Source organism: Vibrio cionasavignyae (assembly GCF_050337155.1).
Taxonomy (GTDB): Bacteria; Pseudomonadota; Gammaproteobacteria; order Enterobacterales; family Vibrionaceae; genus Vibrio; species Vibrio nomapromontoriensis.
The window spans coordinates 221,449-237,338 of the sequence record NZ_JAKJSR010000010.1 but is presented as its reverse complement, the minus strand read 5'-3'; the positions used below and the strand labels follow the sequence as shown (position 1 = coordinate 237,338).

Genomic DNA, 15,890 nt, shown 5'->3' with positions numbered 1-15,890 from the left:
TTTTTTTGAAAAAAGATGAAATGGAATTTTTCCTCTGTCGTTAGCAGTTAGTGAACAGCAAACACAGATAGGGAACATCAGATGGCTATATCAGTACAAACTAACTACGCAAGCTTGGTGACTCAAAATACTTTGCAGTCTAATAACAATATGATGACGAAGTCTTTGGAAAGGTTATCGACGGGCTTTCGAATTAACTCTGCTGCTGATGATGCGGCAGGTCTACAGATAGCAAACAGATTAGAGGCTCAGAACCGCGGGATGGGTGTCGCATCACGAAATGCACAAGATGCTATCTCGATGCTGCAAACCGTAGAGGGTTCGATGGATGAGATGACCAATATCGCGTTCCGAATGCAAGATCTTGCCACACAATCTGCCAATGGTACCGCCTCTCAAGCGGATAGAGATGCCATGGACGCAGAGTTTCAATCGTTGGGTAGTGAGCTGCAGAGCATTTTGACAAATACTAACTTCGGTGGTCAAAGCTTATTGGGGAACGGTACGGGGAACTTTGCTTTGGGGGCAGTGAGTTTTCAGATAGGGGCAGGCTCCAGTGAAACCTTATCTGTTGATCTTCAGTCAGAGGTATCAACATTGAATAGCTTTGCAACGCAATCTACCTCACGAACTTCGCAAGCAATGCAGAATGCAGATGCTGACCTTGCTCAAGAAAGAGATAACTTTGCTACTGGTGGTACAACGACTTCTCTTGCAAGCGGTGTTGATGGAACCGGTGTGACAGGTACTTACACGAGCTATCAAAATTTAGTCGAAGCAGCGGCAACAGCAGATGCAACGGCGGTTGCTGACTTGGCCTTAGTTGATGGTGAAGTAACTACTTCTCTTGATGCTTCTATTACCGCAAATGCGGGTGGACGCTTTAACGACACCGTACTTGGAACAGCGGTTGGTGGTGATTACGCTACTATCGTCGCAAATCACGGGGCATCTGGCGCTGCGTCTATTGGCTCTCAAGCGGGCGCTAATACGGCTATTGATACCATGGCGACTTTGATCAATGAGATAAGTTCCACGCGTTCGAGCATTGGTGCGAATATCAATCGGTTAGATCACACCATTACTAACTTGGGTAATATGTCTGAAAACATTTCTGCGGCGAAAGGGCGAATTATGGATACGGATTTTGCTTCCGAGTCTGCTGCAATGTCGAAATCACAAATGTTAATGCAATCTGGCGCCTCCATGTTGAGTGCTTCGAAAATGGTGCCTCAGTTAGCGATGAGCTTATTAGGGTAATGTTATCAAGGGCTAAAGGAGGGTTTGCTGTCCCTCCTGTCTCCTAGGTGATTTTTTATACTGCGAGGGATAGGTATGAACGTCGATGCAGTTCAGCTAGCCAGTAGCTTTGCAAGCTTAGATGTCCAGCCATTTGAGCTACGTTATAACCAAAAGCTGTCGAATATTACGTCTCAGACATCGGCGATCAGTTTGGTCAAAACGGCGTTAAAACAGCTAGATGACAAAATCTATGAGTTTACGAAAGCAGGGGCTGGGTTGACGCAGACCTCAACGACGACGTCTAGTGATGAGTATGTGTCTTTATCGGTATCGTCTGGTGTGAACGATATTGACCTCGATGTCTTTGTTAAACAGATGGCTGAGAATCATCAAGTGGTGTTGGATGCCAACTCTACGGATCCCAATGATGTGATGGCATCGGCCGGTACATTCTCCGTGACGCAAGATGGCGTGACGACCAATCTGGATATCATGGATGCCGATACCGATGTCAGTGGAGACGTAACGTATAGTGAATTTGTGACTTATTTTAATGACCAGTTTGATGATTCGATACAAGCGACGCTCGTGAAGTCACAAGGTGCCATGAAAGTTTTATTTTCATCTGAATACGAAGGGTCAGATTCGGTTTTCACTATTACAGCAGATGCGGCCAGTGGCTGGGAGAGTGATGTCGCACTCGCCAGTGCTACGCCGTTAAAAACTGGTCAAAATGCCGTACTGGCGATTGGTGGCGAAGGCGGTACTGAACTTACGAGTACAACGAACCAATTTGACGCTCTGATGGAAGGTGTAGATCTCACAGTTGTTAAAGCTAATAGTGTTGGCGATGAGCCGACTAATTTAGCGATTGGCGACGACATTAGTGCAACGATGGACGCACTGAAAGGGTTTGTTGATTCTTATAATAACGCGGTGTCTAAGATAGCAAACTTGACAGCTTCAGGTGGAGAAGATGAAGCCCGAGGAATACTGGCGTCAGACAGCACGATCAAAAACATCAGTTATCAGTTAGGCAGCGTTATTCGAGCCGATTATGGTGGTACGCGTTTATTTGAACTTGGGTTAGAGATAGACCGTGATGGCAAATTGTCTTTGGATCGAAGTGTGTTCGAACAAGCGGTAGAAACGGTAGACGTTGAGGCTATTTTTACCGGTGAAGAGGGGGTATTTACCAGCTTTACCAGCAAACTCGATGGCTACATTGATTTTTCTAGCGGTTCGTTAAATCGTCGTATTGATATATTAGAGGAAGAGAAATCGCGAATTAACGACGCGCTAACAACGTTAGATAGTCGTTACGAAACTTATTACAACCGCTATTTAGCGCAGTTTACACAGTTAAACACATTGGGTAGCCAGCTCGATTCAGTATCTGGGTTATTTACCGTTTAAATAAGGAGTGGTTACATGCTTTTAGGGAAACAGCAGCAAGCGAATTATACCAATGTACAAGTGAGTGCTAATGCATCGGTGTCTTCAAATTTTGAACTGATATATATGCTACACGAACGCTTAATCCAAGAGTTAGAAAGTGTGAAATACGCCATTGAACATAAGGACTTAGAGCTTAAGTCCAAAGCGTCTCAAAAGTCGATTGATATATTTGTTGGTCTAGACGCTTCCTTAGATCTTTCGAGTGGAGAGGAGCTGATAAAGAATATACATGCGCTCTATGAACATGGAATAGCGACCGTTTTTGAAGCATCTAAAGAGATGAATGTTGAACTGATTGATAAGTTAATTGTAGTTATTGTCGATTTGAAAGAAGGCTGGGAAGGGGCGATGGAGTGGCTGGATGAAAGCCGTCAATAAGAGTCCAAGCACTAAAGCCACTATCTCGCCAAAGCACCTTACGGTTATGGTCTCCAAGTTTGAATCGGCTATATCGAAACGGGATTTTACTGAAATAGCGAAACTCAATCAGCTGGTGGAGCAGATATTACCGAACATCGACCAGTATGGTGCTGATTTTCTACCGATAGTGGTTAAATTGCGTCAGGAACATGAAAAGTGTCGGGCGTTAGTAGAAACGGAACAAGCGGCTCTTAGGCAGCGTCTGACTCATAATATGTGTTTGAGGAATCGAGATAAAGCCTATACCAAGACCCAAGTTAGGGTGGAGGAATAACAATGGATTTGCATACGAAAGTACAAAGTGATGGTACGTTCTCTAGCTTAATCGCTGAAATAAGCGAGCCAGTTAAAGACAACGCATTGCTTACGTCTTTACAGCAAGAGCATGCTACGGGCATGAAAGAGCGACTTGGTGAGACAAGGATGACGCCGTTGGCACAATCGTTTCAAAGCCTTTTCGCTGTGCTGCAACAAGTCTCCGGCTCATTGGGCGTAGACGGTGTCAGTCATACCATGCCGGTTAATGTTGCGCATCAGTTAAGCAATATGGAAAAGCGTGGAGTGTTGGATGATTGTGCGACATTCCAACATTCGCCTTTAAGCAACGCTATGTTAAGTGACCAGCTTTCTAGAACGGTAGACCTACCGTCGGCAGATTTACGGCCTCTTTCCAGTACTTATCTACCTAAAAGCGATGCGTCAAATCATTACACAGGAAACTCTGTGATTGAGCTAGCCGAATCTGCGTTACAGCAAGTCTCTCGCCATAGTCAATTGCCCTATATGACTATGGCAACAAATGAATGGCAGGATTCGAACGCGAGAAGTAACGCCTTAAGCCATCAACTCACTTCAGAGTGGATGGCTGGGTACCCAGATGGAATGGTACGAACGGTAGCACCAGTCAATGCGGGGATGGCAGAGCGTGGGCTGAATGATGCGTATTATGTATCGACGCTAAGGGGGCGGCCATTTATGGGAGGGAGCACTCAAGCTACGCCCGTAAAATCAGAGTTCACGACTACGCCAGTCTCAATGTCTGCTTCGAGCATGGATTCGAATTATTCGATGTTGGATAGCACAATTACGCGGCTACTATCACCTTCCTTAGAAACAGAAAAGCCGTTGACACCTGAGGCTCAACGTCAAATCTATCATGCAATTCGCGACAAAATTCAATTGCATTTTGACAGTGTTAATCAAACGGTTCGAATACGTTTTGATCCACCAGAACTAGGCAAGGTCGATATGGTTATTCGTGTCGATGGTGACAAGTTGACGCTGCAAATTAGCGCAAGTTCACCATTAACACGAGAAGCGATTATTGCAACATCAGATCGCTTGAGAGCCGATCTGGTTCAGCAAAGCAATGCGCTAAATGAAGTGAATATCGCATTGGCAAATAAGGAGTCGATGCGAGGCCTGTTACAAGAGCAGGCGCAGCGACAACAAGACTTGCAGCAACACGACCTACAACAGCGAGAACACCACAAAAATAGGCAGCCTGAGTCAGGCAATGGCCGCGATAACAAAGACTTAAGCCATGGAATGACCGAATCCACAGACCAAAGCGGTCAAATACTACGTGAATTCCGCGTGTATATTGCGAGGGTGTAGTGATGATAAAGATAGTCGTGACATTTATTGTGGCGGTTGCGTTGTCCGTATCGGGTTTTGTGTTGTATCAAAACGATGTGCTAACGGTAGAGTCGATCACGGCGTGGTTAAGCCCAAGTGAGCCTGAGCCAGAGCTGGTCGAGCATACTGAAATTCAAGTGGATAATGTTTTAGTGCCGATAAATTTGGGGCAAAGACAAAGTTTGTTATTGCTCGATGTCTCACTCTACACGCCGAAAAAAAATGGCGCATACTTACACCATCAATTAAGTGTTATTAAGAATAGGATCATAAAAAAATTCAGTGTTAAGGATGCTGCGTATTTTCACAACAAACAATTTATCTATGTGATTCAAGATGATTTAAAAGACGATTTAGACGAGTTACCGTCACTACAAGTTGGCGAAGTACTCGTGACAAAAGCGGTGTTTCAGTAGGTTCATTATGTTAATGAAGCCGCGTTATCAGCATACCCAAACTCATGACAGAGAAAGCCTGCAAGCGTTAGAAAATTTGGTGTTGCAAGAGAACATAAAGCTAATTAATGGCTTGTTATATCAATATCGCTATGTGGTGGACGCAGGGACGTTTGAAGATTTACAGCAGACAGCCATGATGACCTTGGTCATTGAATTGAGAAAGTTTGACCATGTTGCTAACGATGATTTTCGACGTGCCGTCGCGGTGCGTATTCGAGGCGAAATTATTGATGAGCTTCGTCGGCGAGATTATATGGAGCGAGATAAGCGACAGCTTGTTAATAAGATCAAAAAGGCGGAAAGGGAACTATTGCAGCTGCTAGGGAGGGAGCCGGCAGTGAATGAGATTTGTCGGCACCTTGGCATTCAAGATGATGACTTTCAACAGGCAATGATGTTGGTTGATGTGATAGATGATATTGAGCTTGATTCCGTGATGGCTAAAGGCAGTGATACCGATAGAGATGTATTACTAAGTGAAGTGCGGCAAGTGCTAGAAACGTTGCCTGAACGAGAAAAACGCATTTTATATCTCGTGTACGTGAAAAATTTGAGCACCAAAGAAGTGGCACAAGTCCTAGATATTAACGAAATAAAGGTGCATCGGATAAAACATAGAGGTTTGGACATTCTGAAAAGCAGAATGAAGGAGAGTGGCGCATGCAAAAGATAATTGGTGTTATTGTTGTGATAAGCGTCATTTTTGGAGGCTTTATTTACTTAGGTGGTAAGTTTGAATTTATTTTCAAACTGTCGGAAATTATCATTATTTTCGGTGCTGCATTCGCAAGCTTATTAATGTCAACCACTTCTAGTACATTAAAGTTAATGACACAGCAGATTGGCATTTCTTTTCGGGCTACACCCTATAATAAAGATTACTACCAGCAGTTACTGTCTTTGATGTTTGAACTAATTAATATCGCGCGTGTGCAAAATATTAAGGCGTTAGACATTCATATTGAAAATCCAGAATCAAGTAAGATATTTTTAAAATATCCACAGATAACGCGGGATGCACTAACCACACAATTTATTATTGATTCATTTCGACAAGTGATTACTGGTAAACAATCGCACCATTTACTTGAAGCGTTTCTTGAAGAAGAAATTGAACATCTGGACGATGAATATACCAAGCCATCGGAAAAACTCCACGCCACTGCTGAAGCGATGCCTGGTTTGGGCATTTTGGCGGCGGTAATGGGCATCATTCTTACGATGCAAGGTTTGGATGGCGAGATCAGTGAAATAGGACAAAATATTGCCGCCGCCCTCGTCGGAACCTTCACAGGGGTGTTTGGTTGCTATTGCGTATTAGGCCCCTTGTCGAGCAGCATTAAGGATGTATCTGAAAATCAGCTTGCTCCACTGCAATGCGTTAAATCCATTCTATCGTCTTATGCTCAAGGGCAATCGGCACATATGTGCGCGAATGCTGGAAGGAAGAATATAGAGACCCGCTACAAGCCGTCATTTGTTGAGCTTGAGAAAGCGGTTGATGTGCTAAGACAACAACCTTCATCAGGTTAATAGAGGCACGTATGGAACAACAAATTATTATTGCGAAGAAGGGCAAAAAGAAACGAGATCCATTGCAACATGGCGGTTGGAAGGTGGCAATGGCCGATTTGATGATCTCGATGATGTGCCTGTTTTTAGTGCTCTGGATATTACAGGTCGTTGATGTTGATGACCAAAAAAAACTGCTTAATTATTTCTCCTATGGCAATGATCCTATTCAGCATCATGGGATGGTGGAAAGTGGTGGCAATTCGATTAATCCTTTACCGCTTCCTCATGTTGCCACCTCGCACTACGACGCAGAGCTGCATCGTATTAACGATACTTCACTGCTAGAAGGTGAGTTCAATAGTCAGCAAGAGTTAGAGGTGTTAGCAAAGCGCATTGAACAAGATCTTGCCAGTGTAGATGGGCTAGGCAGTGTGAGTGTTTTAGTTACCCCTCAAGGAGTGAAGTTGGTGATTGCTGATTCTGACAAAGGGCCTATGTTCTTTCGGGGAGGGGCTAAAGTGACCCCATTTTATCAAGATCTTTTGTTGAATCTGGCTAAGCTGTTACAGCGTATTGAAAACAAGATGATCATTACTGGTCATACGGATGCGAGCCGGTATAAGGGTAGCCGCATGACTAACTGGGAGTTATCGAGCAACCGTGCCAATAGTGCGCGATATTATCTGGACCGCGGAGGGCTGCAAGAGCGTCACATCTTTCAAGTCACAGGAATGAGTGATACCGCACCGGTTGATATCAACAACCCTAAAGCCGCGATTAATCGCCGTATCGAACTCTATATTCTCACCGCCGAAACGTTGAGTCAGCTGAGCGATGTTTATAAGACCGTATTCCTTCCCGATGGGAGGGAGAAGCAAGCACCACTCACTCAACAACAGCTATCTCCAGAGGTGGAGAAAAGGAAGCGCGAAGCGATACAGCAAGCACTAAAAAACCAACCAGTGACCTCATTTGAGGTAATGAACCGTTATGACTGACTTGATGCAAAGGCTCATTAACATGCGAAAGTGTTTAGCGTGGCTTGTCGTGATTGATTATTGCTTAATAGGCTTTTACGTCTATTTAGTGACGAGCTTGCTGTATTTTGATGTGTTCATCATTGGAATTCTATTAGCGCTATACAATATTTTGCTTGTGACCTTTGTCGTTCACCAACCAGCAGGCTTCATTTCTTTCGAGAGAGATAAGCACCTTGTCATTCCTATCTGTTTTGCGACGTTTCTTGGCTGCAGCATTGTGGTGTTAACGTTGTTTTGGTGAACTGCGCTAAGCAGAGCTTTGCTTACGCTTACAGTGTAATTAATGGTGGAAGTGGGGTGAGATCTATCAATGCTGCCTTTTGCCATTGCTGGTCGGTAACAAAAAGCATGAAACCTGTAGAGGGTTTTGATTTCAGCTCAGACATATCGACCAGTTGCTGCAACGCATAAAAGCGATGGACATAGTTTACGGTTTCGTGCGGCAATGTTAGGTGTGAGAATTGCGTGCTACCTGCTCGTTTAATGGCACGCTGAACCCGTCCTTCGCCTGCATTGTAAGCGGCTAATGTTAGGCTTATGTCACCATTAAATTTTTGGTGCAAGAATGAGAGGTATTGCAACGCAGCCGATGTACTTAATGCAATGTCAAAACGTTGGTCGTTAGTTTTACTGACGTTTAACCCGAAGCGCTGGGCTGTAGCTGGCATGAGCTGCCATAAGCCGGCAGCGTTGGCGTGTGAGACAGCATTAGGGTTGAATGACGATTCAAGCATAGGGACCAGAATGAAATAGTCTGGTAGGGAGCGCTGATTCAATTGTTGGAATATCGATGACACTAGAGGCTCGAACTGCTCAAATTTGTTTAAGATTTGTTGCTGATAAGGGGAGAGTTTCGCTAAGTGTGGTCTAATCATTGCTTCGGGTGGACGATACTGCGCATGAGCGACCGTGATATGACTGACCAAGACAAGGAACAATATTACGCGCAGATAGGCCAGTCGCTGCCGAGCTAGATGTGGCCCAATGAAACTTAATCGAAGCCGTGACATATAGACTTTCAACCGAAATAAACAGCAAGCAAATGGATGTCGCTTGCTGTCATACGACGTTCGCTGGTGGAGACGATATACAGTGTCGTTACTATTGGGCGGCATGGTCATCATAAAGAAACACGTTATTTAGTCGCTTTGTCACGGGTTTGAAAATAGTGCTCATACGTTTGCCTGCGTAGATATCGATGAAACAGTATAGGGAGTGAGCGGGCAATTACGAGATTACTTGCCGGTATGGTAAGCGTGGAGTTTGTTTCGGATGATCATGTGGTAACGAGCCGGTAGCTCCTTTGGGAGTTGCAAAGCGTGGTAATGCAGTGAGGGCGATAGCGACGTCGTATCGTTTGGATAGTAAGGGTGTTGTTTAAGTGCAGCGCAGAGCGTTAATGCCAATGCATACCAATCATCAGAGGGGCAAACACACCCCTGTAATGTTTTTTGTTGTGGTGAGGAATAGGACGGAGAAGCAACGCTAAGTGGTAATTGCTTAAATCGCTTTCCAATGGGTAGGGCAGTTGAAAAATCAATCAGATGGGCCTGCTTAGGGGCTATGACAATGTTGCTCGGCTTTATATCCCCATGTATGAAACCACTGTGGTGCAAACGCTCGAGTGCTCGCTCGATATCACGCAGCCATCGATGGCGTATTGTTCCCTGTTTAACTTGGCTTGCAAGGGTATCGCCATCAATCCAGTGTACGAAACCTAAGTGGATATGGTTTTTGTCGTAAATAGCCCTGACGCGATGGTCACCCGGATTGCACAACATATTTAGGTCGTGTTCTGTAGTCAATCGAGAGCGTTTTGTTTGCTCAGCGTCAGTGCTAGCTAAGCATCGCCCTTTCAACCAGCCGACTTTCTTATGATGCCAGCGAAAAACATTATGAGACAACCAATGAGGGCTATCATCAAAATCGCGGGCAAGGCTGGATAGTAATGCCTTGAGGCTAGTGTTGGAAGTGTCTACCACTGCCATAGCTACAAATCCGACGGTAATTTGAAATCAGTAAAGAATCCGGGGGCAAATGGATTAACTTGCCCCTGCGTCTTCACCGATAACATGACGGAATTACTGCTATCACCTAATGAAATTTCCGCACCTTGGCTGACGGTTTTTACCGTTTTGTCGTTGATCAAACGAAACCAGTTCCAATTACCACTGAAGTTTTGTTGAGCCAAAGACGTCACATTGTTTTTGAGTTCAAAGTTAAGGTTGTCTTCTGCTTGCTGCTCTCCTTCCCAGCTCATGCTTTTCCACAACGAAGGACCGTGTTGATAGGTGAATAAAGGTTGGTCGTTATAGATAATAAACTCTGTGACAGAGGCACTCATATCAATCGCTTTAAGCTGGAAGTTGATTGATACGGTATCAGGTTTTGCTAAAAAGAGTGCCGAGCGGATTTGTTCAGCTTTGGTGGACATTGTCCACACCTCCGGAGCAATCATCAATCCAGAGCGAGGCAGAAAGCCGGGTAAATAGGGGTCGCCTTCTGCAGCGGTTAAAAATTGCGTCAGGTAAGTGTTTTTAAAGGAATTAAAGACCCCTTTTGAGGAAAAGAACGCCTGAACATCAGCGATACTCGCATCGGTTTTTGCCTTACTATCAAATGGGTAATAGTTAGCAATACTCGTTTGATAGGTTTGAATAACCGATGTTTTCCACTTCTGATTTAAATGTTCGTGCGCGAGCGATAAAATCGAATCGTTACTAAGTTGCGTCAGTGAAGTAATGAGTTGTTTCGACAGTTCGGGCTGAGTACTCGTAATAGCGTCTAAATCAGCAATTGGGTTTGTGCTTTGCATTGGCTGTGCAAGGGTATCAAAGGCGAGTTTTCTCGCATCTTCAGATTGGTAAAACGAGTCGAGCCAGGCTTTTAATTTAGTGATTTTTGCTAACAATGTATCGATGGGTTTAACAGAGTCTTTTGCTGGTGTAACGTATTCGAGGTAAGTAGAGAAACTGGCGTTAATCATGCGCGCAGATTCAATTTTATCTTGTTCATCGATTAGAGCGTCATTGGTTTCACTCGACACATTATTGCTGCTGTTGCTGCTTTTACTGGCACTAGCGCTATCAGCCGTTTCTGTGGTTGGTAGAGAAACGTTGGTATATTTGCTGAGTACCGAGAAATAATTTGCCAGAGGGTTATTATTTGCTGTTGAGAGCAAATTGACGCTTTGGCTGAGTGCCGTTGTATCATTTATCGGCAGCATTGCGACATTATTAGTAAAATCCTTCCAGTAGTTGATGTAATCATTTTGGTACATTTGTTTTAAGTCGCGGCTAATACGATAAAGTTCTAATGCACTGGGCGAGTCTCCTGCTACCCCTGAGTATGCCGACAACGCTTCTTTAAGTAATGGTGAATCAATAGAGAGATCAAGCTCAATGAAGCCATTAGGCGTATATAAGAAAGGGACAAGATAGCCGACGTAACCTGACTCAAAGCGATAGAGCTGGCCGAAATTACTGCCGAGCTCACTACGAATATCAATTCGTTTGCTAAATGCAGGCAGGCTTTTTATATGCTTATAAAGCAGTGTTTCAATACCAGTACGATTGATCACGCCTTTCGCGAGTTGTTCTAAATCAGAGTTGGATTTTAAGGGTACCAGTCGTCGGTTAAACGCATCGCTGAGTAGAACTTTTAGCTGAGCAATAGTCGCCGCTGAGCCAGAATTTTGCGCTTCAAGAGAGTGAACAAAATAGGATTCTAGCTCTTCTGTGTTTTTCTTGTTTGTGTCGAAAAGTAAACGGTAGTTATTGAGCAACGAGAGCGTGGTTGCTTGCTCTTCTAAGTTAACGTACACAAATAAATCATTCGCAATCGACTTCTCTAAAGAGGGCATCAATACAGACTGTAGTTCGGCAAAGTAGGCGGCTTCTACTTCCGTTTTTATGCTTGATGACGGCATAAAAGGGAGGACATACCATGGTTCAGGCTGTTGGTAGAGCTGATAGACTTTATGTAATGAATACAAATTGGGCACGTTGTCAGCTAAGTTTTCAATATCATAAGGTGAAGCGGTAATGGCTTCTTTGTATCGCTCTAGTAACGCATCGGCACGAGCTTCTCTATGGCTTTGAAAGTCGAAGTCAAATTTGATGACGGCGAGGGTGGCAATCAACAGTCCAAGACATGATAGCGTATAGACCGTTTGTAACGTGATTAACCTGTTTTCTTTCTTGCGGTTAACACCAACGAGCCTATGTTCAGGCAATAACACGTGAGTCATAAGGTGCTGAGAAAACAAAACTTGCTGAATGGGTTGGCTGTTTGTTGGGTGGTAATACTCATGTCCTAAATCATGACTGATTGTCGCGGCCAAAATATCGGTTTCTTCATCATGACTGCCGTCATGAGTAAAGAAAAATCCACGAAACATCAGACCTTCACCGAGTTGGTTTAGCCCATAAAGTCGATTGAGCATTAGCCATAAATTTTGCTTTAGCAAACCAAACTGCAAAGGCGCACTAGCAATGGATTTTCGGTACTCTAAGTTGAGTTGGCCAGATAGCGCATTGGTCATATTAGCGGTGAGTTGACCAATCAGCGTATCATAAGCCGTGTCATACCAATCCGCATCGATACCACCGTGTTTTCGGTAGGGCATCATTGCACCAAAGGCCTCTTCTCTTCGCGCATCGTCAAAGCCAGAAAAATATTGACAAAAATCACTCACCGCACCGCTATGCGTGATAATAATATAAGTAGGGACCGATAAGCCCAATAAGCGATTAAGCTTGGTAAACACACTCTTAAGCTGATCGGATTGTTGTTTAATGAGCGCTTTTTGCCCTAATAGTTGTTCGGCACTTACGGCAAGCAGTAAGCCATTAATTGCTTGCCTTGGTCGCCATTTTATTAAGCACTTTAATAGGGCTGCAATATATTCTGGGTGTTGGTCTTCTCCTTGGCTGACCGAGATAAGGATCGAATGTTCACTCAACCAAAATAGGATTGGAAATTCGATGTCATTGCCAAATTCATCGAGTCGATAGGCCTCATAGCCCATTTGCGTAATCACATTTTTGTCTTTTGTTGGGTTGTCGCTGTACCATAAGTAAACGGGCAGGTCGTAACGGCTTTGAAGAGGTTTATTGTTTTTTTGCACGTTTAGCATGGAAACAAAGTGTTTTTCTAGCAATGCCACTCGGCGTGCGATCAACTCTTTTTGTTTGTTATCTTCTTCGTTGTCACGGCTTTGACTTCTTTTAGACACCCAAAATACGATGAGCCCTAACGTGGTAGAAAGGACGAGACAAGTGACAATCGCGATCAGTAAGTAACTTCGTAGGGCAGGGGTAAACCACAAAGTGGTCATCATTACGATAGATAAGATAAAACCAGTGGAAACACCGCTAATAAGAGGCTTGTAGTTTTTTGTCTTACTTGTTTTATCATCTGGCATTGCAACATCTTCCTTGTGTATCGACAACGGTGTTTTAGTTATGTAATGGCTTAGTGTTTACGGTTTTACTGCTACGAACCAAAATGGCATCGATATTTTGGTTTTCCTTTAACCACGTCTTTGCGTTGTTCGCTTCATCTTTTGAGTCGACGTCGATAACAACCCTGAAATATTGCTTATAGCTGTCAATTCGAGGGTCATATTTTGTTGCTGATAGACTGTGAATATATTTCTCTGCGTTTTTCTGGGTTGAGAATGTCGCCATTTGAACAAGCCAGCCAGCGGTTGATGGGTGTTGTGGAACAAGCGTATTGGTTGGTTTGCTACTCACTAACTTGCTATTCGTTAATTTGCTATCTGTCGACGCGCTATTTTTTATAGGCAGTATTTCCGCTCGGCTCGCATTTACAGGGGGGGTCGCCAGATCTTTATCCGTCGATATAAAAACGATATCGTGAGCTTGCCCTGAAAGGATATAGCGTTGGCTGAAATCGGATAAATAGGTAAAGTCTCTTGCTCTTTGAGGGAGCGTTTTATGGTACCAAAAGTGAGTCAGAAACAGTGTCGCGCCGATAAGTGTCACGAACAATAGGGTTGTTATCGCATAGTGGCGCTTTCTGCTTGGGCGACGAGTTTTAGGCTGTGGGACTTTGGTGTTGCAATGGACGCCGTTAGCTTGTCTATATTGGCTCATGACCTGTTCGAGTTGGTAGATCATACTTTTCAGCTGTTCAGAGCCTTGAGAATGGTACTGGCCTTTAAAACCTATATTGAGGAATAGATAAATAATTTCCAATAAATCGATCATTTTATGTGGTTGGCGCATGGCTTTGTCTGTGACAGAGAAAAACAACTCACCGCCATTACGCATACCAAATAACTCACTAAGAAGGGTCTTATTTTCCCAACTGCGTTTATCGCCCCAATCGGTGTAAATAATGAATTCATCCAGCACAACCGCGAATAGAAAACACAGTTTATCAATGACGGCGACCGGATAATTTAATTGGCTCCCTCGTTCCTTTAACTCTCCTATTTTGTGAGTTAATTGGCTCCTCAATTCTGTAATATCATCTGGCTCCGGCAGAGCGTTGATTTTTAACGTGATACCAATGAGCTCGCCGCTGATGTTGATCAGTTGGTTTTCTGACTTATCAAAATGCTTTAGAAACTCCGATTGAGCCGGGTCTGGGCTGCGGAATTTCACGGCTTTGTCTGAGTCAACTTCTGTTGTCTTTTGGCTTGGTGTTTGTTCCCAAACTAACGTTTTTTCATCCAAATACTCGAGCATTTCGTTACCTCAGCGCGTACAAATGGACTTCAAGATCGGGTATACGAGCATCAACATGCAGGGCGAGAGCGTCTCGTGTGGATAGCATTTCACTCCATACAGGATCAGCGGTATTTAACTCGAAGTATGTGGTGCCGTGAACGGGCTTTAACTCACTAGGTGCGACAGGAAGAAGAGAAATCTGTATACCAGACAATGCATTTTTGACCAGTTCGACAATTCGAGTGTTACTGCTTAATTTTGTCGCAGAAATAAAACTATTGCTCAGTTCACTGGTGCTGAGTGAGGATTTAACACTCAATACAAAACGACGTTCTTGAACCGATTGTGGATCTTTAATGATGGTTCGTAATAGTCGGCGTTTTTCGAACAAGCTGGTATCCCAAGGGAACTCAATAACGGAATCTTGTTGAACTAATGTGAGTAAATTTCTTAAGTTAGCAAACAGCGGACTGAAGCTAACATACAACTGGTCGATTTTTAATTCTTGCGTTTCTGTCGCGGCTTTAGGTGACAATGCGAGCAGCTCAGACTGAAAACGATTAAGTTGTAAATACAGATCATAAGTATTGAAGCGAGGGTTCTTTGAAATTAAGTCAAACCACGGCATCCAGCTGTTGAGTGTTTGCAGCCACAAGTAATCGATCATGAGTGATTGAGCACTCTTTTGAGACTGACCTGCTTGAATTCTATTGATTAGGTTATGATTTCGGCTGGTGAGTAGCGCTTGTGTTTCTTTAATTTTGTCGGATAGATATCTTGACGCGCCATAGTGTAGACAGGAAGGGATAAAGGCTCTGTCTAAAATGACTTCGTTTGACTCTGTGCACTCGAGGATGCGCGCAATAGGAATAACGGAGTGGCCTGAACGGTCATCACGCTCAGAAAGAAGTTGAATGTTAAGTCTCGCTACGTCGACTTCTAGGCTGGTGTTTTCTTCACTAGCGGAGTCGAAAACATTAATGGATTTGGTAATGAATCGAGACGACGATTTCTCGTCTTCGTTGTAATCATTGTTGCCAAGTAGAGCCAATGGTAACGCCAGGTAGATGGTGTTCTCTATGGCGCCGACAGGAACATCAAGCGTGATCTCTTTGGTCAGATTAAATTGCGTGCCATCGGGGAAAACACCAGAACATTGTGTGATGGCTAATTTACCGATTTTAAGCAGGTCGGTATTCATTGATAGCTGGGTCAAACCAAAAAATGGCGCGAAATGCGATAAGGTGTCTACTGTTTGCCCAACATAATTTTGGGTATAACGATCCTGCTGTTGAAAGTGCTGAGGGGCAATGAACATGCCTTCTTTCCATACAACTTTTTTATGTGCGTCCACGGAAAATCCTTTTCAATTGGTTGCCTGTACTAATGACGTGTCATTGTGCAGTTAACTGCTGGTTTGT

General features: G+C 43.9%; 15 protein-coding genes. 10 read left to right on the top strand and 5 right to left on the bottom strand.

Going from position 1 to position 15,890, the window contains the following annotated elements; genetic code table 11:
* Positions 1 to 81 precede the first annotated feature (81 nt).
* The 10 genes from L4D74_RS04290 to L4D74_RS04245 all read left to right on the top strand — a co-directional run bounded on the left by L4D74_RS04290 (position 82) and on the right by L4D74_RS04245 (position 8,012).
* On the top strand, positions 82 to 1,260 hold the full coding sequence (locus tag L4D74_RS04290; protein WP_428750903.1) for a flagellin N-terminal helical domain-containing protein: 1,179 nt from the start codon (positions 82 to 84) through the stop codon (positions 1,258 to 1,260).
* Between the two features lie 75 nt (positions 1,261 to 1,335).
* Complete coding sequence (gene fliD, locus L4D74_RS04285) at positions 1,336 to 2,658, top strand: flagellar filament capping protein FliD (RefSeq protein ID WP_428750902.1); 1,323 nt, start codon at positions 1,336 to 1,338, stop codon at positions 2,656 to 2,658.
* Positions 2,659 to 2,673: 15 nt separating this feature from the next.
* Complete coding sequence (gene fliS, locus L4D74_RS04280) at positions 2,674 to 3,078, top strand: flagellar export chaperone FliS (RefSeq protein ID WP_428750901.1); 405 nt, start codon at positions 2,674 to 2,676, stop codon at positions 3,076 to 3,078.
* Positions 3,062 to 3,394: a hypothetical protein gene (locus L4D74_RS04275; protein ID WP_428750900.1), complete on the top strand. Its 333-nt coding sequence runs from the start codon at positions 3,062 to 3,064 to the stop codon at positions 3,392 to 3,394. The genes fliS and L4D74_RS04275 overlap by 17 nt, the downstream gene beginning before the upstream one ends.
* Positions 3,395 to 3,396: 2 nt before the next feature.
* Positions 3,397 to 4,737: a flagellar hook-length control protein FliK gene (locus L4D74_RS04270; protein ID WP_428750899.1), complete on the top strand. Its 1,341-nt coding sequence runs from the start codon at positions 3,397 to 3,399 to the stop codon at positions 4,735 to 4,737.
* Positions 4,738 to 4,739: 2 nt separating this feature from the next.
* A complete protein-coding gene (locus tag L4D74_RS04265; RefSeq protein WP_428750898.1) occupies positions 4,740 to 5,174 on the top strand; it encodes a flagellar biosynthesis sigma factor in 435 nt (144 codons plus the stop codon).
* A 7-nt stretch (positions 5,175 to 5,181) separates the two neighbouring features.
* Positions 5,182 to 5,889 (top strand): sigma-70 family RNA polymerase sigma factor, encoded by a 708-nt coding sequence (locus tag L4D74_RS04260; RefSeq protein WP_428750897.1) that lies wholly within the window; start codon positions 5,182 to 5,184, stop codon positions 5,887 to 5,889.
* Entirely contained in the window at positions 5,877 to 6,749 is an 873-nt protein-coding gene (gene motA, locus L4D74_RS04255) for a flagellar motor stator protein MotA (RefSeq protein WP_428750895.1), read from the top strand. The genes L4D74_RS04260 and motA overlap by 13 nt, the downstream gene beginning before the upstream one ends.
* Positions 6,750 to 6,760: 11 nt before the next feature.
* Positions 6,761 to 7,729, top strand: coding sequence for an OmpA family protein (locus L4D74_RS04250; RefSeq protein ID WP_428750893.1), 969 nt, complete (start codon positions 6,761 to 6,763; stop codon positions 7,727 to 7,729).
* A gap of 22 nt (positions 7,730 to 7,751) precedes the next feature.
* A complete protein-coding gene (locus L4D74_RS04245) occupies positions 7,752 to 8,012 on the top strand; it encodes a hypothetical protein (RefSeq protein WP_428750892.1) in 261 nt (86 codons plus the stop codon).
* Positions 8,013 to 8,040: 28 nt separating this feature from the next.
* On the opposite strand, the gene L4D74_RS04240 is transcribed toward L4D74_RS04245, so the two are convergent.
* From L4D74_RS04240 to tssK, 5 genes are all read right to left on the bottom strand, one after another.
* Positions 8,041 to 8,646, bottom strand: coding sequence for a lytic transglycosylase domain-containing protein (locus tag L4D74_RS04240; protein ID WP_428751165.1), 606 nt, complete (start codon positions 8,644 to 8,646; stop codon positions 8,041 to 8,043).
* 360 nt (positions 8,647 to 9,006) lie between these two features.
* The gene (locus L4D74_RS04235) at positions 9,007 to 9,759 is read right to left on the bottom strand and encodes a protein kinase domain-containing protein (protein WP_428750891.1); all 753 of its coding nucleotides are present in this window, start codon (positions 9,757 to 9,759) and stop codon (positions 9,007 to 9,009) included.
* 2 nt (positions 9,760 to 9,761) lie between these two features.
* A complete protein-coding gene (gene tssM / locus L4D74_RS04230) occupies positions 9,762 to 13,196 on the bottom strand; it encodes a type VI secretion system membrane subunit TssM (protein WP_428750890.1) in 3,435 nt (1,144 codons plus the stop codon).
* Between the two features lie 34 nt (positions 13,197 to 13,230).
* Complete coding sequence (gene icmH, locus L4D74_RS04225) at positions 13,231 to 14,487, bottom strand: type IVB secretion system protein IcmH/DotU (protein ID WP_428750889.1); 1,257 nt, start codon at positions 14,485 to 14,487, stop codon at positions 13,231 to 13,233.
* Between the two features lie 4 nt (positions 14,488 to 14,491).
* Complete coding sequence (tssK, locus tag L4D74_RS04220; protein WP_428750888.1) at positions 14,492 to 15,823, bottom strand: type VI secretion system baseplate subunit TssK; 1,332 nt, start codon at positions 15,821 to 15,823, stop codon at positions 14,492 to 14,494.
* Positions 15,824 to 15,890: the final 67 nt, after the last annotated feature.